The following is a 19,994-nucleotide window of genomic DNA, read 5'->3' on the forward strand; positions in this document are numbered from 1 at the left end:
GGGGAGGGCCCGCCCGTTGGGGGGACGTCCCGGCGTCAGGCCACGGCCGACGCCGGGACGGGGGCGGACGCCGTCACGCGGGCCACGAACCTCGCGGCCTCGCTCATCGCGGCTCCGGCCTCGGGCAGCATCCGGTTGAGGATCTGGAAGACGTGCATCTGGCCCGTCCAGACCTGGAGCTCGCAGTCCACGCCCGCGCCGGTCAGGACGTCCGCGAGCGCCTCGGCCTCGGGACGCAGCACCTCCGCGCCGCCGACCTGGACGAGGAACGGCGGCGCGTCCCGCCACGTGCGGCCGAGCAGCGCGAGCCGCGGATCGTCGAACCCGCCGGGCCCCACCACCAGGCGCGCGATCCGGTGGGCCGTGGACGCGCTGATGTACGGGTCGCGCGCGACCCGCTGTTCCCGTGTGGACAACTCGCAGGTCAGATCCACCCAGGGGGAGAAGAGGAGGGTCCCGGCCGGGCGCGGCAGCCCGGTCCGCAGGATCTCGCCGGTCAGCGACGCGGCCAGGTGGCCGCCCGCCGAGTCCCCGGCGAGGACGATCCCGGACGCGGGCACGCCCCGGTCCAGCAGCCACCGGTACGCGGCGACGGCGTCCTCGAGCGGCGCGGGGAACGGGTGCTCGGGGGCCATCCGGTAGTGCGGGGCGAGCACGGGCAACCCGGTCTCGACGGCGAGCCGCGAGGTGATCGGACGGTGCGTCCGAGGCGAACACACCACATACCCGCCCCCGTGCAGATAGAGGATCGCCCCACGCACACCCTGCGCCAGCGGCCCGCCCGCACCCTGCGCCAGCCCGCCCGCACCCTGCGCCGGCCCACGCACACTCTGCGCCGATGGCCCGCCCGCGCCCTGTGCGGACGGCCCGGATGCGCCCCGCGCCGTCTCGGAGTCGCGGCTGACGACCCATTCGCCGACGATGGGCGGCGCGTCCTCGCCGGTCTCGACGCGCGGGTCGACCAGGGGGAGCACGCGGGCGCGCTGTCCCGCGCGCATGAGGAGGGACGCCGCGTCCACGGTCGACCGGGCCGCGCGGAGGCTCACGGCATGGCCCGGGACGCGGTGGATGAACGGCCGCAGCCCGAGGTAGAGGGCTCGCGAGATGGCCCGGCTGCGGATGCTGGGGCCGCGGTCGTGCGTCCAGCGCTCCGGATCGTCGGGCGCGGGCACGGCCGCTGAAGGAGCCAGGGGCGCGGGCGCGGGGGTGGGCAGGGGAGTCGGCGTCGGCAGAGGGGTCTCCTCTGCCGGACGCGGGGAGGGTGGCATCGGGTCCATGAGCACCCCGCTCGTCATGTTTCGGCTGTGTTACCTCAATGCCCGAAATGTGGGGTAGTTCACGCCACAACTTTGTCGCGGCCAGGGGACATTCGCGGAGGTCGGGTCATGTTTCCGGAGTCGTCCGGACGCGGAGGGTCGATCACCGGCCTCCGTCCCGGATGGTTCCGGCGGGTCGGCGTGGCGCTACCGTGGGGCCCATGACCAGCCCCTCGGCCTCCGGCGAGTGCGACCTCACGGTCTTCTGGGACGAACGCCTCACCTCCTATGACTTCGGCCCCGGGCACCCCATGAACCCCGTCCGGGTCGAGCTGACGATCGCGCTGGCCCGCGAGCTCGGCGTCCTGTCCGGCGCGGGTGTGCGGGTCGCCGGGTTCGAGGCGGCGGACGACAAGGTGCTCCGCCTGGTCCACGAGGAGGCGTACGTCGCGGCCGTCCGGCACGCGGGCGAGACCGGCCTTCCGGACCCCCGGCACGGCCTCGGCACCGACGACAACCCCGTCTTCCTCGGCATGCACGAGGCGTCCGCGCTGGTCGCGGGCGCGTCGGTGGCGGGGGCCCGGGCGGTCTGGCGCGGTGAGACCGGGCACGCGGTGAACGTGTCCGGCGGGCTGCATCACGCGCTCGCGGGGGCCGCGAGCGGCTTCTGCGTCTACAACGACCCGGCGATCGCGATCGCGTGGCTGCTGGAGAACGGCGCCGAGCGCGTCGCCTACGTGGACGTCGACGTCCACCACGGCGACGGCGTCCAGGCCGCGTTCTACGACGACCCGCGCGTCCTGACGATCAGCCTCCACGAGACGCCGCGCACGCTGTTCCCCGGCACCGGCTTCCCGAACGAGACCGGCGGAGGCGGCGCGGCGGGCACGGCCGTGAACGTGGCCCTGCCGCCCGGCACCGGCGACGCGCTCTGGCTGCGGGCCTTCGACGCGACCGTCCCGTCCCTGCTGCGCGCGTTCCGGCCGCAGGTCCTGGTCACCCAGCACGGCGCGGACACCCACGCCCTCGACCCGCTCGCCCACCTGATCCTCACCGTGGACGGCCAGCGCACCGCGTACGCCATGCTGCACCGGCTCGCCCACGAGGTCGCGGACGGACGCTGGCTCGCGACCGGCGGAGGCGGCTACGAACTCGTCCAGGTCGTCCCGCGCGCCTGGACGCACCTGATCGCCGAGGCCGCCGGACGCCCCGTCCCGCCGGACACCGCGACCCCCGACGCCTGGCGCGAGCTCGTCCGGCTCCGCACCGACGAGATCGCGCCCCGCAGGATGACCGACGGCCACCAGACCGTCGAGTTCCGCCCCTGGTCGGACGGCATGGACCCGGCCAACCCTGTCGACCAGGCGATCATGGCCACCCGCCGCGCGGTCTTCCCCGAACACGGCCTCGACCCCATGCTGGACCTCTGATGGCGGAACTGGACCACTGATGGCGGACGCCCCCACCCGCGCCGAACTGCGCGCCCACCTCCTCCAGACCATGATCGCCGGGGACGTCGCGACGCCCCGCCAGAACAACCTGCTGCACTACCGGCGGATGGCCGCGCGCAACCCCTACTACCTCTTCGGGCTGCGGCTGTCCAAGCGCTGGAGCGAGCGGGACGTCCTGGCCACGATGGTGGAGCTCTGCGGCGTCGACCCGAACCCGCTGCACATCTACGGGGACGACACCATCGACCCCGAGCTGACCCTCGACGCGCTGGAGGCGATGGGCGACCGGATCGGTCTCGCCGCGCGCCGCCGCGAGACCGTCCTGCTGGCGACCGGGCACCCGGCCACGCTCACGCCGGTCTACCAGGCCGTCGCGCAGGCCCTGGCCGACCGGGGCTGCCGCGTCCTGACCCCCGCACGGGGCTGGACGTACGAGATCGAGCGATACGGCGTCACCGAGACCCGCGCCATCGTCTACACGCCGGAAGGCGTCGCATCGGTGCAGGACGACGCCGGGAGCACCCAGCACACCCACGACGCCGCCCCCATGGAGGCGATGCTCGCCGAACTCCGGGGCGGGTCCGCCGACCACGCCGGGCCCGATGGCGGGCTGATCGGCACCGCCGGGGGAGGCACCGATATCGCTTCGGACGGTTTCGTGGGGGCTAAACCTTCTCTTTGGCCGGATCTGGCCATCGCCGACCACGGATGGGCGGGCGCGGCGGGCCAGGCGGGCGTCGACACCGTCGGATTCGCTGACTGTAACGATCCCGCGCTCTTCGCCGGGGCCGCCGAAGGAAAGATCCAGGTCGTCGTGCCGCTCGACGACGGCGTATCGCCGCACCACTATGCCCCGATGACCGCCTATCTGCTGGAGCGCGCGGGGCTGGCGTGAGGCCCGGATCGCGGATTTCGTGATGACCGAGAGTCACCCCGTGTGACGCGGGGGACTCCTGGGACCGATGGGACGGCCGGGACCTCGTCGTTCGGCGGAGTCGCAGGTCAATGCATGGTTCGCCGATTCCGGCCGTGATCGTTGCACGCTCGGTGCCATCCTGATGGCGCTCCGTCCGGAACAGCACTGTGGCCCCGGCGTCAGGTCGGGTGGTGCAAATGGGTGGAACTCCCCTCTTGCGACTGTCGGTACACGATTTACGCTGGGGGAAGTACACGTGCGTGATCAAAGTCACCCAAAGGGCCGGTGCGCGGCACGTGTGGAAGAGGGCGTCCGATGAGCTCAGGCGAGCGACCTCTCAGCGAGGTCAGGTTCCTGACCGTCGCCGAAGTGGCGGCGGTGATGCGGGTGTCCAAGATGACCGTCTACCGCCTCGTCCACTCGGGCGAACTCCCCGCGATCCGCGTGGGACGTTCGTTCCGTGTTCCCGAACAGGCTGTACACGACTATCTGCGCGACGCGTTCATCGAAGCCGGATAGCGGGGCACCGATCGGGGAAGACGACGACAAGGACGGCCGGAGCCCCGCGGGCCCCGGCCGTCCTGCCCTCGTCCTGTCCTCGTTCCGCCCTCGTCCCGTGCGCGCCGCCGGCGGGTGACGCGCCGGTCACGCGTCCGGACCTGCGAAGGCGTGACGACCGGGCCGCGGACGGGCGGCGACCGGGGAGCGGGCGGTCCCTGGACGGACCGGCTTCGGCTCAGCGGTACCCTTGGGCGACGGACCATGCGCACAAGGTGGCTCGCCGGTCGCGACCCACCTCGTGACATGGCCCGTTCCCTGTACCGCACCCGATACGCCGAGCGAGGTCCCGTGGGCTCTGTCATCAAGAAGCGCCGCAAGCGGATGGCTAAGAAGAAGCACCGCAAGCTGCTCAAGAAGACGCGCATCCAGCGTCGTAACAAGAAGTAAAGACGCCGGCCACACAGCCGTAAGGGGTGGGGCGCACAGTGTCCTCCATGCCCTCCACCGCGGCCCGTGTCGTCCTCGTGACGGGCGTCTCCCGTTTCCTGGGGGCGCGGGTCGCGAACACCCTCCAGGCAGACCCGGGCATCGAGCGCGTCATCGGCGTGGACACGGTTCCGCCGACGACGTCGCTGGGTCGCACCGAGTTCGTGCGGGTGGACATCCGCACGCCCGGCATCGCCAGGGTCATCTCGTCCGCCGGGGTGGACACGGTGGTCCATCTCAGCCTGGTCACCGGCCAGGCCGGGCCGCGGGCGAAGGCCAAGGAGCTGAACGTCATCGGGACGATGCAGCTGCTGGCGGCCTGCCAGCGCTCGCCCGACATGCGCAAGCTCGTCGTGCGGTCGTCGGCGGCGGTGTACGGCTCCTCACCACGGGACCCGGCGGTCTTCACCGAGGAGGACGAGGCGGTCGAGGCGCCCGCGCACGGGTTCGCCAAGGACACCGCCGAGGTGGAGGGCTACGTCCGGGGGCTGACCCGGCGGCGCTCCGACCTGACGGTGTCGGTGCTGCGCTTCGCCAACTTCCTGGGCCCGGGAGTCGACTCCCCGCTCACCCGGTACCTCGCCATGCCCGTCGTCCCGACGGTGCTGGGGTTCGACCCCCGGCTCCAGTTCCTGCACACCGACGACGGGGTCGAGGTGCTGCGCCGGATGACCGTGGAGGACCATCCCGGCCGCTTCAACGTCGCGGGCGACGGCGTCCTGCTGCTGTCGCAGGCGCTCCGCCGCGCGGGCCGTCCGTACGTCCCCGTCCCGGCCCAGTCCATCGCCGCCTTCGGCGAGCTCGGCCGCCGCTTCGGCGGCATGCCCGCGTTCTCCCCCGAGCTGCTGCGCTGGCTCATGCACGGGCGCGTCCTCGACACCTCCAGGCTCGCCGCCGAGCTGTCCTGGCGTCCCAAGTACGGTTCGGAGGAGGCGTTCGCCGACCACGTCTCCGGGCGCGGACGCGGCGTCCTGCTCGACCGGCTGGCATCGGTGATCGGACGCGACTGACCGTTCGGCGAGGGAGGAGTGACGCGGCATGGACGCCCACCACCAGGAGCCCTTCGACGAGGTGGACGGCGCGCGCGTCATCCCGATCCGTCCGGACGCCGCCGATCCCTCGCCGCCTCCGCCTTCGCCGCGTGACCGGAACCCGGTGGAACACGCCCTCGCGTCCGGCCTGTCCTTCCTGCGCCGCCGCCTGACCGGCGACTACGAGGTCGACGAGTTCGGCTTCGACCCCGACCTCAACGCGTCCGTCCTGCTCCCGGCCTTCCGCGCCCTGTACGAGCACTGGTTCCGCGTCGAGCTGCTGGGGCTGGAGAACGTCCCCGCCAAGGGCGGCGCGCTGATCGTCGCCAACCACTCGGGCACCGTCCCACTGGACGGCATCATGCTGTCGGTCGCGACCCACGACCACCTGGACCGCCCGCTCCGCCTCCTCGGAGCCGACCTGGTCTACCAGGTCCCGGTGCTCGCCCACCTGGCCCGCAAGGCGGGCCACACCCTCGCCTGCCCGTCCGACGCGGCCCGCCTCCTCGCCAAGGACGAGCTGGTCGGCGTCTTCCCCGAGGGGTTCAAGGGCATCGGCAAGCCCTACGGCGACCGCTACAAGCTGCAGCGCTTCGGCCGCGGCGGCTTCGTCGAGACCGCCCTGCGCGCCGACGTCCCGATCATCCCCTGCGCCATCGTCGGCGCCGAGGAGATCTATCCGAAGATCGCCGACCTGAAGCCGCTCGCCCGCCTCCTCGGCCTCCCGTACTTCCCGATCACCCCGACCTTCCCCCTCCTGGGCGCCGCGGGCCTGGTGCCCCTGCCGTCCAAGTGGCTGATCCGTTTCGGCGAGCCCATGCCCCTCGCCGACTACGGCCCCGAGGCCGCCGACGACCCCATGACGGTCTTCAACCTCACCGACCACGTTCGCGAGGTCGTCCAGCAGATGCTCTACGAGACCCTCCTCCGCCGGGGCCACCCCTTCCTCTGACCCCGGTTCGGCTGGTTCTCCGGCGGATGTCGGGCCTGATCACTAGCGTGCGGGCGCATGGCATCCCATCCCCTCGCCCCCGATCTGACCGCGCTGCGCGCCAAGGTCACGACCGCTTCGCCCGCCCGGGCCTGGAAGTTCATCCGGGACCTCGTCAACTGGGGCGGTGACGACGCGCTCGAGCTGGCGGGCGAGTTCGTCGCCGCCACGCGTGTCCCGTCCGAGAAGCTGCTCAGGTTCTGGCTGAAGACTCCCGATCCGGACGCGTTCGCGAAGTTCCTTCTCGCGCCCGCCTTCGTCCGGGAGGGACGGACCGCGCTGCAGCTGGGGAAACCGGAGTCCCTCGCGGGCGTCCGGCACCTGACCAGCCTGCGGTCGCTCACGCTGACCGAGAGCAAGAGGCTGACGGACCTCGCCGATCTGGCGGCACTGGCCGGGCTCGAGGAACTCACCATCGTGAAGGGCGCGGCCCTCACCGACCTCTCGCCGCTCGCCCGCCTGACGTCGTTGACGAGCCTGGATCTGAGCGACTGCCGCACGGTATCCGACCTCTCCCCGCTCGCCGGGCTGAGGGCGCTGGAGCAACTGGACCTCAGCCACTGCCGTGCCGTCACGGACGTCTCGGTCCTGTTCGGCCTGCGGAGCCTCCGGCGACTCGACCTGTCCTACACCGGGGTGAGCAGCCTCGCCGGGTTCGTGACCGGGTTTCCCTCGCTCCGGGCCCTCAACCTGTACGACTGCCGGTCCGTCCGGGATCTCAGCCCGCTGTCCGGGCATCGCGAGCTGGCCGAACTGAACCTGTCCGGAACCGAGGTCGACTCGCTCGCGGGACTGCGCGATCTCGACTCCCTCGTCGAGTTCGGGCTGCACTGCCCGCGCCTGACCGGCCTGGACGGCATCGACGCGCTCCCCGCGCTGCGGAAGCTGTCGCTCGGCGGCGCCAGGGGGCTGAAGAGCCTGGCCGGGCTCGGTCATCACCCCCACCTGACCGAGCTGGACCTGCCGTTCGCGCCGATCCCCGACCTGCGGCCCCTCTCGGGGCTTCCCGCGCTGACCAAGATCACGATCTTCGGAGCCAGCGGGCTCACGTCGCTCGACGGGCTCGAAGGGCATCCGTCCCTGGAGGAGGTCTACCTCTACAAAACGACCGACATGACCGACTTCAGTGCCCTGGTCGCCATGCCGGCGCTTCGGCGGCTGACCCTCAACTCGCTCCACCATGTCACCGACCTGAGCTCCTTCTCCGGCCTCCGCGGCCTGGAGAGGCTTCAGATCACGCACAACGACGCCGTCCGCGGCCTGGGCGATCTCGGGGACCTGCCGTCCCTCCACCAGCTGGACCTGTTCGACTGCGCCTCGCTCGTCGACGTCGGGAACGTCCTCGAACTGCCTGTGCTCAAGGAGATCAAGGTCGGCCTCTGCCCGTCGATCCCGCAGGCGTCCTTGGACGTCCTCGAAGCGCGCGGCCTGCTCAGACTTCGCTGAGGCGGAGCGGTTCTCCGGCGGATGTCGGGCCCGATCACTAGCGTGCGGGCGCATGACCTCCCATCCCCTCGCCCCTGATCTGGCCAAGCTGCGCGGCAAGCTGAAGTCCGCGTCCCCCGCCAGCGCCTGGACGTTCATCCGGAAGCTCGTCTCCTGGGGCGGCGACGACGCCCTTGAGCTGGCGGGCGAGTTCGCCGCCGCCAAGGACGTCCACAGCGACAAACTGCTCAAGCTCTGGCCGAAGGCCCCGGACGAGGACGCCTTCGCGAAGTTCCTGCTCGCGCCCGCGTTCGCCCGGGAGGGCCGCCGCGAGCTGGAACTGCGGAAGCGCACGTCCCTGACGGGCGTCCGGCACCTGACGAACCTGCTGAAGCTGCGGTTGGTGCAGTGCGGGAAGCTGACCGACCTCTCCGAGCTGGCGGCGCTCACCAAGCTGGCGTCGCTTCACATGGAGGGCGCGGCTGCCGTCACCGACCTCTCGCCCCTCGCGGACCTGAAGACGCTGAAGTTCCTGAACCTGCACAGCTGCCGTGGGGTCTCGGACCTCTCCGTCCTGCTCGGCCTGCGGCGCCTCCGGCGGCTCGACCTGGCGAGTTCCGGGGTGAGGAGCGTCGCCGGGTTCGGCGAGGCGTTTCCGTCCCTCCAGTACCTCGACCTGAGCAACTGCCGCTTCATCGACGACGTCGGCCCGCTCTCCGGACTCCGTGACCTGGTCGAGCTGGACCTGTCCCACACCAAGGTCGCCTCGCTCGCCGGGCTGCGCGACATGGACTCCGTCGCCGAGCTCTCCCTGCACTGCCCCCGCCTGACCAGCCTGGACGGCATCGACTCGATGCCCGCGCTGCGGCGGCTGTGGCTCTCCGGCGCGACGAAGCTGACGAGCCTGGACGGACTAGGACACCACCCCCGGCTGACCAGCCTGGGCCTGCCGAGCGCCGCGATTCCGGACCTGCGTCCGATCTCCCGGCTCCCTGCCCTCACCAACCTCACGATCGACAACCACACCAGGCTCACGACGCTCGACGGACTCGAAGGGCACCCGTCCCTCTCGGAGCTCGACCTGGTGTACGCGACCGACATCACGGACTTCTCGGTCCTGCACGCGATGCCGGTGCTGCGCGAGCTCGGCCTTCAGGGCATGGAGCAGCTCAGCGATCTCAGCGCCCTCTCCGGGCTGCACGGTCTCGAGCGCCTCGACCTCTCCTTCGCCCACTCGCTGCGCGGCCTCGGCCACCTGGCGGACCTGCCGTCCCTGCGCGCCGTGATGCTCTACAACTGTCCCTCGCTCGTCGACCTCGGGACGCTCCTCGCCCTTCCCGCCCTCGAAGAGATCCTCGTCCACGGGGACACCGCGCTTCCGCGCGCGACCCTGGCGGACCTCGAGGCGCGGGGCCTGCTCAAGACGGTCTGACCCGTCCGCCGGAGGGCCGTCCGCCGTGGACGGTTCTCCGGTGGATGTCGGTCGTGATCACTAGCGTGCGGGCGCATGACCTCCCATCCCCTTGCCCCTGATCTGACCGCTCTGCGCGCCAAGATCACGACCGCGTCCCCCGCCCGCGCCTGGACGTTCGTCCGGGACCTCGTGAACTGGGGCGGTGACGACGCCCTCGAACTGGCCGACGAGTTCGCCGCCGCCACGGACGTTCCGACGGACAAACTGCTCAGGTTCTGGCCGAAGACCCCCGATCCAGACGCGTTCGCGAGGCTCCTTCTCGCGCCCGCCTTCGTCCGGGAGGGACGGACCACGCTGGAACTGCGGAAATGTGACTCACTGACGGGCGTCCGGCACCTGACGGACCTGCGGACGCTGAAGCTGGACAGGTGCAAGACGCTGACCGACCTGTCCGAGCTGGCGAGCCTGACCGGCCTGGAGGAGCTCGACCTGGCGGGCGCCAAGGCCGTCACCGATCTCTCCCCGCTGTCCGGCCTGGCCTCGCTGAAGCGCCTGAACCTGCGGTCCTGCCGTGGGGTCACCGATGTCTCCGCGCTGCTCGGCCTCCGGAGCCTTCACCGGCTCGACCTGAGTCAGACCGGTGTGACTGGACTTGCCGGGTTCGGGCAGGCGTTCCCGTCGCTCCGGCACCTCGACGTGAGCGGGTGCCGGGCCATCCAGGACGTCAGTCCGCTGACCGGGCTCCGTGAACTGGTCGAACTGGACCTGTCCCACACCAGGATCGAGTCGGTCGCGGGGCTGCGCGGCCTCGACTCCCTCGAGGTTCTCCGGCTGAGCTGCCCCCGCCTGACCAGCCTGGACGGCATCGAGGCGCTGCCCGCGCTGCGGAAACTGTGGCTCTACGGCGCGACGCGGCTGAAGAGCCTCGACGGCCTCGGCCACCTCCCTCACCTGACCGAGCTGGAGCTGCCGAGCACCGCGCTTCCCGACCTGCGCCCGCTCTCGCGGCTTCCGTCCCTCACCGAGATCCAGATCAGCAACGAGCACCGGCTCACATCGCTCGACGGCCTCGAAGGACACCCGTCCATCTCCACGGTCCGCCTGACCTACACGACCGACATCAGGGACTTCTCGGCTCTGTCCAGCATGCCGGCGCTCCGCGAGCTGGGTCTTCAGGGCCTCGACCAGCTCACCGATCTCAGCGTGTTCTCGGGCCTGGGCGACCTCGTGTCCCTCGACCTCGCGTTCTTCGACACACTGCGCACCCTCGGCGACCTCACGGACCTTCCGTCCCTGCGTTCCCTGGAGTTCCTCGGCTGCAACTCGCTCGCCGACCTGGGGACGCTCCTCACCCTCCCGGCGCTCGAGAAGGTCCGGGTGGACTGGGGGACCGGGCTCCCGCGGAGGACGCTGGCCGACCTCAGGGCCCGCGGCCTCCTGGAGGACTGAGCGGGCGCGGCGGCTTTCTCCGGCGGATGTCGGTCATGATCACTAGCGTGCGGCGCATGGCCTCCCTCGCCCCTGATCTGACCGCTCTGCGCGCCAAGGTCACGACCGCGTCCCCCGCCCGCGCCTGGACGTTCGTCCGGGATCTCGTCCTCCGGGACGGCAGCGACGAAGCCCTCGAGCTCGCCGACGAGTTCGCCGCCGCCACGGACGTCACGACCGACAAACTCCTCAGGTTCTGGCCGAAGACCCCCGACCCGGACGCGTTCGCGAAGTTCCTCCTCGCGCCCGCGTTCGTCCGGGAGGGACGGACCGGGCTGGAGCTGCGGAGGCGCACGTCGCTGACGGGCCTCCGGCACCTGACGAGCCTGCGGACGCTGAGGCTGGACGAGTGCGAGGCGCTCACGGACCTCTCCGAGCTCGCGGGCCTGACCGGCCTGGAGAAGCTCAACCTGGAGGGCGACTTCGCCGTCACGGACCTCTCCGCCCTGCTCGGCCTGCGAAGCCTTCGGTGGCTCAACGTGCGAAGGTCCGGGGTGCGCGGCCTCGCCGGGGTCGGGGCGCTCCGGTCGCTCGCGTACCTGGACGCGAGCTACTGCCCTTCCTTGGACGACGTCAGTCCGCTGGCCGGGCTTCGTGAGCTGGTCGAACTCAACCTGTCCGGCACCGGGATCGAGTCGGTCGCCGGGCTGCGCGGCCTCGACTCCCTGGCCGTTCTGGGGCTGGACTGTCCACGCCTGACCAGCCTGGACGGCGTCGAGTCGATGCCCGCGCTGCGCGAGCTGCGGCTGTCCGACGCCACACGGCTGAAGAGCCTGGACGGTCTCGGGCACCACCCCCACCTGACCAGGCTGGACCTGCCGTTCACCGCGCTTCCCGACCTGCGTCCGCTGTCCCGGCTTCCGGCCCTCACCGAGATCCAGATCCAGCACGACCAGAGGCTCACCTCGCTGGACGGGCTCGAAGGGCATCCGTCCATCTCCAGCGTCGTCCTGACCGCGACGACCGAGGTGACGGACTTCTCCGCCCTGTTCACCATGCCGAGGCTCCGGCGGCTGGTGCTTCGTGGCCTTGACGGACTCAGCGACCTCGGCGGCTTCTCGGGCCTGCGCGACCTGGAGTACCTCGAACTCGTGGACAACGGCGGGTTGCGCACCCTCGGCGATCTCTCGGACCTGCCGTCCCTGCGGTCGGTGCACATCAGCGAGTGCCCTTCGCTCGCCGACCTCGGGACGCTCCTCGCCCTCCCGGCGCTCGAAACGATCCAGGTGGACCAGTGGACCGTGACGCCGGACGAACTCAAGGCCAGTGGCCTCCTGAAAGCCTGAGGGTGTGGACGGTCGTCCGACGGGTGTCGGCTGTGATCACTATCGTCCAGGCTCATGACCTCGCCTCCCCTCGCTCCCGATCTGACCGCTCTGCGCGCCAAGGTGACGACCGCGTCGCCCGCGGTGGCCTGGAAGGCGATCAGGGAGCTCGTCCTGTACGGCGGTGACGACGCCCTCGAGCTGGCGGACGAGTTCGCCGCCGCCACCGACGTCCCCACCGAGAAGCTGCTCAAGCTCTGGAAGAAGGCGCCCGACCCCGACGCGTTCGCGAGGCTGGTCCTCGCGGACGCCTTCGTCCGGGAGGGGCGCACGGGGCTGGAACTGCGGAAACGCGAGTCGCTGGAGGGCGTCCGGCACCTGACGAGCCTGCGGACGCTGAAGCTGGACGAGTGCAAGAAGCTGAGGGACCTCTCCGGGCTGGCGACGCTGACCGGCCTGGAGGAGCTCGACATGCAGGGCGCCAAGGCCGTCACCGACCTCTCCCCGCTCGCGGGCCTGACGGCCATGAGGAGCCTGAACCTCCGGGACTGCCACGCCGTCACGGACGTCTCCCCGCTGCTCGGCATGCGGAACCTGCGGATCCTGAACCTGATGAGCACCGGCGTGCGGAGCGTCGCCGGGTTCGGCACGGCGTTCCCCGAGCTCAGGAGCCTCGACCTGACCTGGTGCGCCCGTCTCGACGACCTCTCCCCGCTGTCGGGGCTGCGCGAGCTGGTCACGCTGAGGGTGTACTGCAAGGAGGTCGACTCGGTCGCCGGGCTGCGCGATCTCGACTCGCTCGCCGAGCTGGGCCTGCACTGCGCGCGCCTGAAGACCCTGGACGGCCTCGCCGGGCTGCCCGCGCTGCGGAGCCTGTGGCTCACCGCGTCCGACGGCCTGACCAGCCTGGACGGCCTCGGACACCATCCCCGCCTCATCGAGCTGGCCCTGCCGAAGACCGCCCTCCCCGACCTGCGTCCGCTCTCGGGGCTCCCGGCCCTCACCAAGATCGAGATCTCCGGGTACCAGTACCTCACGTCGCTCGACGGGCTCGAAGGGCACCCGTCGATCTCCCGGGTCGAGATGGCGTACGCGAGGACCATCGAGGACTTCTCCGCCCTGTTCGCCATGGCCGCGCTGCGCGAGCTGAACGTCCGGGGCCTCTCCCAGCTCGACGACCTCAGCCCGTTCGCGGGGCTGCGCGCCCTGGAGCGCCTGGAGATCGGCTCCATGGAGGACCTGCGGACCCTCGACGGCCTCGCGGACCTGCCGTCCCTGCGCAGCGTCCGGCTCGACTACTGCCGCTCGCTGGTGGACGTTGACGCGCTCCTGGCCCTCCCGGCGCTCGAGGAGGTCGAGGTCGGCTGGTGCCCCGCCCTCCCGGACGCGACCCTGGCCGTCCTCGAGGCCCGCGGCCTCCTCAAGCGCTGAGCCGGGACGTCAGGACGACGACTTGTAGTGGTTCCGGAGAGCGATGCCCGCGGCCACGCCGCCCGCCAGCGCGCCCAGGCCCGCGGCGGCGGGAAGGGCGACCATGGTGACCTTGCGGCCGGTGCGGAAGTCGTGGATCGGCCAGCCGTGCTCCCTGGCGTGGTCGCGGAGGGCCGGATCCGGGTTGACGGCGTGGGGGTGGCCGACGGCGCTCAGCATCGGGAGGTCGTTGACCGAGTCGCTGTAGGCCGAGCAGTGCGCGAGGTCGAGGCCCTCGCGCTGGGCCAGGGCGCGGATGGCCTCGGCCTTGGCGTTGCCGTGCAGCAGGTTGCCGACCAGGCGTCCGGTGTAGACGCCCGCCTCGGTCTCGGCGACGGTGCCGAGGGCGCCGGTCAGGCCGAGGCGGTGGGAGATGGTGCGGGCCACCTCGACCGGGGTGGCGGTGACGAGCCACACCTGCTGGCCCGCGTCCAGGTGCTGGAGGGCCAGGGACCGGGTGCCGCTCCAGATCCGGTCGGCCATGACCTCGTCGTAGATCTCGTCGCTGAGCCGGACGATGTCGCTGACCTTCTGGCCCGCGACGAACGCCAGGGCGGCCTCGCGGGCGGTGGAGATGTGCTCGGCGTTCTCGGTGCCCCGGACGCGGAACATCGCCTGGCCCATCGCGAACTGGGCCAGGTCGCGCAGGGTGAACAGCTTGCGGGCGGCGAGGCCGCGGGCGAAGTAGTAGATGGACGCGCCGCGCATCATCGTGTTGTCCACGTCGAAGAACGCGGCCGCGCGGCGGTCGGCCTCGGGGACCGGCGGGCGGCGTTCCGCCGCCGCTGCCGCCGCCTCGCCCGCGCTCACGTGGTCCTCGTCGTCGCGCTGCCAGAAATCGCGCTGCCAGATTCGCCGCATGACCCGAGCGTATTCAACCCGTCGCCCGTCCCGCCCCGCAGGTGGCCCGAGGCGTGAGAGGCCACTGTGGATACGGGAAGGTATGCGGGGCGATGCCCGGTCGGTCCGGTGCCCATCGCCTCGGAGGACGTGTCCTAAAGGGCATCAATGAGGTGTAAAACGCGCCCGGGTTACCTCTCATCCCTCCGCATCGGGCACCATGGGGCGCGATGGTCAACGCTCTCCTCGCCCTGCTGGCGACCCTGGGTGCCCTAATCGCCACAGGGTTGCTGGTCAAGCGCGCCTCCACGGACCGGATGCTGTTCCTGATCGCCTGGTCGGTCACGCAGATCGGACTGTCCCTGGCGCTGCTGGCCATGACGGCGGGCTTCCTGATGAAGTTCAACGCGCCCGTCTTCCGGGGCGTCGAGCTGGGCGCGGCGCTGCTCGCCCCCGTCTGGCTCGCCCTCGGCATGGTGGAGCTGATCGCCCGCCTCGTCCAGGTGCGCTTCGTGGCCTGGCTCTTCGCGGTCTCCTACACGCTGGTGGCCGTGGTCATCCTGCTGGTGGACCCGCTGAAGACCAGCGAGCTCACCAAGAGCCTGCCCAACCCGTCCAAGACCTACGACGCCCTGCCGCTGCTGCTGATCGACGGCGCGCACGTGGTGTCGGTGCTGGCGCTGGTCGGCTGCGCGGGCTTCACCGCCTGGCTGGCCTCCCGGCGGGACGCCGAGGCGCAGGAGCTGATGATCCCGATCGCGCTGGTCGCGCTCGCCGGGGTCCTGGTCGTCAGCGGCACCCGCGGGCTGCTGCCCGCGCCCGCCGCGGTGGTCGCGCTCGGCGCCGCCGCCGGGCTGGTCTGGTACGGCGCGACGCGCACCCTGCCGATCTTCGAGGACGGCGAGGACGACCTCGACGGCCCCGCGACCGGCTACGACGAGCCTCCGCCCCGCCAGGTCCCGGCGGCGAACGCGATGGCCGCCGCTCCGGACCGTCCGGCCGGACGCCGCCGTCGAGAAGAGCTGACCTTCCCCCCGCCCGCCGAAGAGCCGCTGCCGCCGCAGCCCGCGCTGAGCGGGCCGGACGCGCTGGCCGAGTTGATGGCCGTCGCCGCCGCGGCCGCCGCCGGAGGATCGATCGACATGTCGCAGATCTGTGGCCAGATCACCGTCTACACGCTGCTGGAAGGCCGGGAGGGGGCGTTCGACCGGCTCGTCGCCGACCTCGCCGCCGCCGCCCGCTCGTCCGAGCCGGACACGCTGGTCTTCGCCTCCCACCAGGTGGTGAACGCGCCCACCCAGCGGATCTTCTACCAGCTGTTCCGGAACGAGGCCGCGTTCGCCGCGCACCAGCGCCTCCCGCACTTCCTCCGCTTCCAGGCCGAGTCGCGCCCGCACGTCCTCGCGACGAACGTGATCGAGATCCGGCTCGGCGCGGCGAAGATGCCCGGGGAGAACCCGTCCCAGGGGGCCGCGCCCCACCAGGGCACCGGGCCGCATCAGGGCACCGGACCCCACCAGGGCCCCACGTCCCACCCGGGCACCGCCTCCCGTCAGGGGACCGGCCCCCACCCCGGCCCCGGCCAGCACCCGGGGACCGCGCCCCACCAGCGGCCTCACCGATGACCACAGGGCCGGCGGACGCCGGGCGGGTCGCGGGCGTCCCCGAGACCGGCGGGATCGTCGTCACGATGCTGGGCCGGCCCGGCTGCCACCTCTGCGACGTGGCGCGCGAGGTGATCACGCGCGTCGCGGCGGACGAGGGCGTCCGCTTCGAGGAGCGCGACATCACCACCGACGAGGCGCTGCACGCCGAGTACTGGGAGCAGATCCCGGTCACGCTGGTCGACGGCGTTCAGGTGGACTACTGGCGCGTCAACGAGGCCCGGCTCCGCGCCGCCATCGCCAAGCGCCGCCCCTGACCCCGCCCGCCTCTGCCCCTGCCCCAGCCTCGGCCGACCTGCTGAACGGCGGACGTCAAGCCGGAAAACGGCCGAATGCCGAATGTTCCGTCAGTCACACTCAAGTGCGCGGAAAGTCGGGGGACGATCGGGCGGAAATGCCCATTCGTGCGCCCCTGACGTGCGATGACGTTGCGGGAAGCCGGGGAACGCCGCGTTCGGTAAGGCGGGGGCGACTTTGTGCGTGTATTCACAAAGGCTTAATCTGGAGGGCAGCCTCGGGTCCCGGGCACGGTTCCCGTCGCTTCCGGCCGGACCACCTCGCCCGTGCCCGGACCGGACTCAGCGTCGAGCCCCCGAAGAGCAGGCCGTGACATCTCGACAGACCCGCCACCGCGAACGCGTGGACGCCGCCCGACCCCGGGGGATCCCGGAGGCCACTGTGGCACGGCTGCCGGTCTACCTGCGGGCGCTGCACGCCCTGCAGGACCGGGGCGTCGCCACCGTGTCCTCCGAGGAACTGGCGTCCGCCGCCGGGGTGAACTCCGCCAAGCTGCGCAAGGACCTGTCCCACCTCGGGTCGTACGGAACCCGGGGGGTCGGGTACGAGGTCGAGTACCTCGTCTACCAGATCTCTCGTGAACTGGGCCTGACCCAGGATTGGGTCGTGGCAATCATCGGCGTGGGTAACCTGGGGCGCGCCCTCGCCGGCTACGGCGGCTTCGCCTCCCGCGGCTTCCGCGTGGCGGGCCTGCTGGACGCCGACGAGCAGATCGTCGGGCAGGAGATCTCCGGCCTGACCGTGCGGCACATCGACCGGCTGGAGGACGTCATCGGTGAGCACGGCGTGTCCATCGCCGTGATCGCCACGCCCGCGGCGGCGGCGCAGGGCGTCTGCGACCGGGTGGTGGCCGCGGGCGTGACCAGCGTGCTGAACTTCGCGCCGGTGGTGCTCACGGTCCCCGAGTGGGTCGACGTCCGCAAGGTGGACCTGTCCATCGAGCTGCAGATACTGGCGTTCCACGAGCAGCGCAAGGCTGGCGGCCCGGACGGCGCCCCCCGCCTGGACGCGACTCCGGCCGCGCTGGGCGGCGCGCCCCCGGAGCCAGTGCAGTACGTGGAGGCGGCCGAGTGAGCGGACCGGTGAAGCGCACGCGGACGGCCCCCCGGGCCGTCCACGCGCGCGCGACGCGGATGAGCGGGCGGACGGACGGACAGGCGAGCAGGGACGGGAAGACGGCGGCCGACGGGCGAACGGCCGGGAGCGCGACGGACGAGCGGGCGATGAGCGAACGAGAGCGGAGAACCGGCCGATGAGCGTGCTGGTGGTGGGACTGAGCCACCGCAGTGCACCGGTGGCGCTGCTGGAGCGGGCCGCGGTGTCGGGCGACGACCTGCTGAAACTGCTGCACGCGGTGCGCGACTGCGGCCACGTGTCGGAGACGGCGATCGTCTCGACGTGCAACCGCGTCGAGGTCTACGCGGTCGTGGACCGCTTCCACGGCGGCGTCACGTCGGTGTCCGAGCTGCTCGCCCTGCACAGCGGCGTCCCGCTGGAGGAGCTGTCCCGGCACCTGTACGTGCACTACGAGGAGCGGGCCGTCCAGCACGTGTTCGCCGTGGCGAGCGGCCTGGAGTCGATGGTCGTCGGCGAGGGGCAGATCCTCGGCCAGATCCGCACGGCGTTCAAGCTCGCCCAGGACGAGCACACCATCGGCCGTGACCTGCACGACCTGCTGCAGCGGGCGTTGCGGGTCGGCAAGCGCGCGCACCACGAGACCGGGATCGACCAGGCCGGGGCGTCCCTGGTCAGCGTCGGCCTGGAGGTCGCGGAGAAGCACCTCGGCCCGATCGCGGGCCGGCGCGCCCTGGTCGTCGGCGCCGGATCGATGAGCTCGCTGGCCGCGGCCACGCTGAGCCGCGCCGGCGCGGGCGAGGTCGTGATCGCCAACCGCACCTTCGACAACGCCGTCCGGCTCGCCGCGTCCCTGGAGTCCCCGGCCCGCGCGATCCGGATGGACGAGCTGACCACCGCCCTCGCCGAGGCCGACCTGATCGTCTCGTGCACCGGCGCCACCGGCCGCGTGATCACCGCCGACATGCTCGGCGCCGACACGCAGGCTCCGGACGCGTCCCCGGAGCGCCGCCGGTTCTTCCTGGACCTGGCGCTGCCGCACGACGTGGACCCGGCCGTCCGGGAGGTGCCCGGCGTGGCGCTCGCGGGCCTGGACGACCTGCGGGTCGCGCAGGAGGCGGCGCGGGCGGTCGGGCCGGAGGCGGTCGAGCAGGTCAAGCGGATCGTCTGCGACGAGGTCTCGGCGTACCTGTCCGCGGCCCGGGCGGCGGCGGTCGCGCCGACCGTCGTGGCGCTGCGGTCCAAGGCCGCCGAGGTGGTGGACGCGGAGCTGTCCCGGCTCGCGGGCCGGTTGCCCGACATCGACGAGCGGGCCTACAAGGAGATCGCCCAGACCGTCCGGCGTGTGGCGGACAAGCTGCTGCACGCCCCGACCGTCCGGGTCAAGGAGCTGGCGGCGGCGCCCGGGGGGGACGCCTACGCCGACGCGCTGCGCGAGCTGTTCGGGCTGGACCCGAGCAGGCCCGAGGCCGTGGCGCGCGCCGACAACATCGAAGGAAGCCAGACGTGACGGAATCGGACCGGCGACTGCGGCTCGGCACCCGCAGGAGCCTCATGGCCACCACCCAGTCCGGTCTGGTCGCCGACGCATTGACGCAGGCCACGGGGCATGGCGTCGAGCTGGTCGGGGTAACGACCGAGGGTGATGTATCCAAGGCACTGCTCGCGCAGATCGGGGGGACCGGGGTCTTCGTCAACGCGCTCCGGGACCGGCTGCTCGCCGGTGGGGTGGACTTCGCGGTGCACAGCCTGAAGGACCTGCCCACCGGGCCCGCCGACGGGATCGCGCTCGCCGCCGTCCCGCGGCGCGACGACCCGCGCGACGCGCTGTGCGGCCCGCACAAGCTCGCCGACCTGCCCGCGGGCGCCCGCGTCGGGACGGGCTCGCCGCGCCGGGTCGCGCAGCTGCGCGCGCTCCGCCCCGACCTGGAGATCGTGCCGATCCGCGGCAACGCCGACACCCGGCTCCGCAAGGTCGCCGACGGCGAGCTGGACGCGGTCGTCCTCGCGCACGCCGGGCTGAAGCGCATCGGCCGCCTGGACGACGTCGCCGAGGTCTTCGAGCCGGACGCCATGCTGCCCGCGCCCGGCCAGGGCGCGCTCGCGCTGGAGTGCCGCGGCGACGACCCGGAGCTGGTCGCGCTGCTCGCCACCGTGGACGACCCGGAGACCCGCGCCGCGGTGCTCGCCGAGCGCACGGTGCTCGCGGTGCTGGAGGGCGGCTGCTCGGCCCCCGTGGGCGCGTTCGCCGCCGTCACCGAGAACACGCTGCACCTGACCGCCGCCGTCATCGCGCACGACGGGTCCCGCCAGGTGCGGCTGTCCGCGAGCGGCCGTCCGGACGAGGCCGCCGAGACGGGCCGCGCGCTCGCCGAGGCGCTGCTCGACCGCGGCGCCGCCGACCTGATGGGGGAGGGAGCGTGAG

18 protein-coding genes are annotated in these 19,994 nt (G+C 72.1%); 16 read left to right on the plus strand and 2 right to left on the minus strand.

The genetic code is table 11. The annotated features are described in order from the left end of the window. Positions 1 to 35: 35 nt before the first annotated feature. Positions 36 to 1,295 carry an alpha/beta hydrolase gene (locus P696_RS53685; RefSeq protein WP_245627777.1) on the minus strand — a complete coding sequence of 420 codons (1,260 nt, stop codon included), beginning with the start codon at positions 1,293 to 1,295 and terminating at the stop codon, positions 36 to 38. Positions 1,296 to 1,477: 182 nt separating this feature from the next. Between P696_RS53685 and P696_RS0123050 the strand changes: the two genes are divergently transcribed. The 11 genes from P696_RS0123050 to P696_RS0123100 all read left to right on the plus strand — a co-directional run bounded on the left by P696_RS0123050 (position 1,478) and on the right by P696_RS0123100 (position 13,655). Further along, positions 1,478 to 2,686 (plus strand): acetoin utilization protein AcuC, encoded by a 1,209-nt coding sequence (locus P696_RS0123050; protein WP_026414194.1) that lies wholly within the window; start codon positions 1,478 to 1,480, stop codon positions 2,684 to 2,686. 19 nt (positions 2,687 to 2,705) lie between these two features. After that, complete coding sequence (locus P696_RS0123055) at positions 2,706 to 3,602, plus strand: phosphatase (protein WP_026414195.1); 897 nt, start codon at positions 2,706 to 2,708, stop codon at positions 3,600 to 3,602. Between the two features lie 336 nt (positions 3,603 to 3,938). Further along, positions 3,939 to 4,142, plus strand: a complete 204-nt coding sequence (locus P696_RS0123060; RefSeq protein ID WP_026414196.1) for a helix-turn-helix domain-containing protein — start codon at positions 3,939 to 3,941, stop codon at positions 4,140 to 4,142. Between the two features lie 330 nt (positions 4,143 to 4,472). After that, positions 4,473 to 4,571, plus strand: a complete 99-nt coding sequence (locus P696_RS54760; protein WP_018654693.1) for a 30S ribosomal protein bS22 — start codon at positions 4,473 to 4,475, stop codon at positions 4,569 to 4,571. Positions 4,572 to 4,618: 47 nt separating this feature from the next. Next, positions 4,619 to 5,620 carry an NAD-dependent epimerase/dehydratase family protein gene (locus tag P696_RS47460; RefSeq protein WP_051468024.1) on the plus strand — a complete coding sequence of 334 codons (1,002 nt, stop codon included), beginning with the start codon at positions 4,619 to 4,621 and terminating at the stop codon, positions 5,618 to 5,620. 28 nt (positions 5,621 to 5,648) lie between these two features. Then, positions 5,649 to 6,593, plus strand: coding sequence for a lysophospholipid acyltransferase family protein (locus tag P696_RS0123075; protein WP_051468025.1), 945 nt, complete (start codon positions 5,649 to 5,651; stop codon positions 6,591 to 6,593). Between the two features lie 57 nt (positions 6,594 to 6,650). Beyond that, on the plus strand, positions 6,651 to 8,078 hold the full coding sequence (locus P696_RS0123080) for a leucine-rich repeat domain-containing protein (protein ID WP_026414198.1): 1,428 nt from the start codon (positions 6,651 to 6,653) through the stop codon (positions 8,076 to 8,078). A gap of 52 nt (positions 8,079 to 8,130) precedes the next feature. Continuing rightward, on the plus strand, positions 8,131 to 9,489 hold the full coding sequence (locus P696_RS47465; RefSeq protein ID WP_051468026.1) for a leucine-rich repeat domain-containing protein: 1,359 nt from the start codon (positions 8,131 to 8,133) through the stop codon (positions 9,487 to 9,489). A 75-nt stretch (positions 9,490 to 9,564) separates the two neighbouring features. Continuing rightward, positions 9,565 to 10,920: a leucine-rich repeat domain-containing protein gene (locus P696_RS47470; protein ID WP_051468027.1), complete on the plus strand. Its 1,356-nt coding sequence runs from the start codon at positions 9,565 to 9,567 to the stop codon at positions 10,918 to 10,920. A 35-nt stretch (positions 10,921 to 10,955) separates the two neighbouring features. Then, positions 10,956 to 12,245 carry a leucine-rich repeat domain-containing protein gene (locus P696_RS0123095; protein WP_157429866.1) on the plus strand — a complete coding sequence of 430 codons (1,290 nt, stop codon included), beginning with the start codon at positions 10,956 to 10,958 and terminating at the stop codon, positions 12,243 to 12,245. A gap of 54 nt (positions 12,246 to 12,299) precedes the next feature. Next, positions 12,300 to 13,655 (plus strand): leucine-rich repeat domain-containing protein, encoded by a 1,356-nt coding sequence (locus P696_RS0123100; protein ID WP_026414200.1) that lies wholly within the window; start codon positions 12,300 to 12,302, stop codon positions 13,653 to 13,655. Positions 13,656 to 13,664: 9 nt separating this feature from the next. On the opposite strand, the gene P696_RS0123105 is transcribed toward P696_RS0123100, so the two are convergent. Continuing rightward, the gene (locus tag P696_RS0123105) at positions 13,665 to 14,555 is read right to left on the minus strand and encodes an HAD family hydrolase (RefSeq protein WP_026414201.1); all 891 of its coding nucleotides are present in this window, start codon (positions 14,553 to 14,555) and stop codon (positions 13,665 to 13,667) included. A gap of 209 nt (positions 14,556 to 14,764) precedes the next feature. On the opposite strand from P696_RS0123105, the gene P696_RS47475 reads away from it, so the two are divergent. The 5 genes from P696_RS47475 to hemC all read left to right on the plus strand — a co-directional run bounded on the left by P696_RS47475 (position 14,765) and on the right by hemC (position 19,993). Continuing rightward, positions 14,765 to 16,159 carry a putative quinol monooxygenase gene (locus tag P696_RS47475; RefSeq protein ID WP_064744092.1) on the plus strand — a complete coding sequence of 465 codons (1,395 nt, stop codon included), beginning with the start codon at positions 14,765 to 14,767 and terminating at the stop codon, positions 16,157 to 16,159. After that, complete coding sequence (locus P696_RS47480) at positions 16,156 to 16,455, plus strand: glutaredoxin family protein (protein ID WP_051468028.1); 300 nt, start codon at positions 16,156 to 16,158, stop codon at positions 16,453 to 16,455. The genes P696_RS47475 and P696_RS47480 overlap by 4 nt, the downstream gene beginning before the upstream one ends. Positions 16,456 to 16,804: 349 nt before the next feature. Next, on the plus strand, positions 16,805 to 17,569 hold the full coding sequence (locus tag P696_RS47485) for a redox-sensing transcriptional repressor Rex (protein WP_051468029.1): 765 nt from the start codon (positions 16,805 to 16,807) through the stop codon (positions 17,567 to 17,569). Between the two features lie 178 nt (positions 17,570 to 17,747). Continuing rightward, positions 17,748 to 19,079 carry a glutamyl-tRNA reductase gene (locus P696_RS0123125; RefSeq protein WP_026414202.1) on the plus strand — a complete coding sequence of 444 codons (1,332 nt, stop codon included), beginning with the start codon at positions 17,748 to 17,750 and terminating at the stop codon, positions 19,077 to 19,079. After that, positions 19,076 to 19,993: a hydroxymethylbilane synthase gene (hemC, locus tag P696_RS0123130; protein ID WP_026414203.1), complete on the plus strand. Its 918-nt coding sequence runs from the start codon at positions 19,076 to 19,078 to the stop codon at positions 19,991 to 19,993. Before P696_RS0123125 ends, hemC begins: the two co-directional genes overlap by 4 nt. Position 19,994: the final 1 nt, after the last annotated feature.

Source organism: Actinomadura oligospora ATCC 43269 (assembly GCF_000518265.1).
GTDB lineage: Bacteria > Actinomycetota > Actinomycetes > Streptosporangiales > Streptosporangiaceae > Spirillospora > Spirillospora oligospora.

Bases quoted from the DNA above. Each gene is read 5' to 3' on its own strand.
- P696_RS53685 (WP_245627777.1), bottom strand. From the start codon at position 1,295: ATGACGAGCGGGGTGCTCATGGACCCGATGCCACCCTCCCCGCGTCCG.
- P696_RS0123050 (WP_026414194.1), top strand. From the start codon at position 1,478: ATGACCAGCCCCTCGGCCTCCGGCGAGTGCGACCTCACGGTCTTCTGG.
- P696_RS0123055 (WP_026414195.1), top strand. From the start codon at position 2,706: ATGGCGGACGCCCCCACCCGCGCCGAACTGCGCGCCCACCTCCTCCAG.
- P696_RS0123060 (WP_026414196.1), top strand. From the start codon at position 3,939: ATGAGCTCAGGCGAGCGACCTCTCAGCGAGGTCAGGTTCCTGACCGTC.
- P696_RS47460 (WP_051468024.1), top strand. From the start codon at position 4,619: ATGCCCTCCACCGCGGCCCGTGTCGTCCTCGTGACGGGCGTCTCCCGT.
- P696_RS0123075 (WP_051468025.1), top strand. From the start codon at position 5,649: ATGGACGCCCACCACCAGGAGCCCTTCGACGAGGTGGACGGCGCGCGC.
- P696_RS0123080 (WP_026414198.1), top strand. From the start codon at position 6,651: ATGGCATCCCATCCCCTCGCCCCCGATCTGACCGCGCTGCGCGCCAAG.
- P696_RS47465 (WP_051468026.1), top strand. From the start codon at position 8,131: ATGACCTCCCATCCCCTCGCCCCTGATCTGGCCAAGCTGCGCGGCAAG.
- P696_RS47470 (WP_051468027.1), top strand. From the start codon at position 9,565: ATGACCTCCCATCCCCTTGCCCCTGATCTGACCGCTCTGCGCGCCAAG.
- P696_RS0123095 (WP_157429866.1), top strand. From the start codon at position 10,956: ATGATCACTAGCGTGCGGCGCATGGCCTCCCTCGCCCCTGATCTGACC.
- P696_RS0123100 (WP_026414200.1), top strand. From the start codon at position 12,300: ATGACCTCGCCTCCCCTCGCTCCCGATCTGACCGCTCTGCGCGCCAAG.
- P696_RS0123105 (WP_026414201.1), bottom strand. From the start codon at position 14,555: ATGCGGCGAATCTGGCAGCGCGATTTCTGGCAGCGCGACGACGAGGAC.
- P696_RS47475 (WP_064744092.1), top strand. From the start codon at position 14,765: ATGGTCAACGCTCTCCTCGCCCTGCTGGCGACCCTGGGTGCCCTAATC.
- P696_RS47480 (WP_051468028.1), top strand. From the start codon at position 16,156: ATGACCACAGGGCCGGCGGACGCCGGGCGGGTCGCGGGCGTCCCCGAG.
- P696_RS0123125 (WP_026414202.1), top strand. From the start codon at position 17,748: ATGAGCGTGCTGGTGGTGGGACTGAGCCACCGCAGTGCACCGGTGGCG.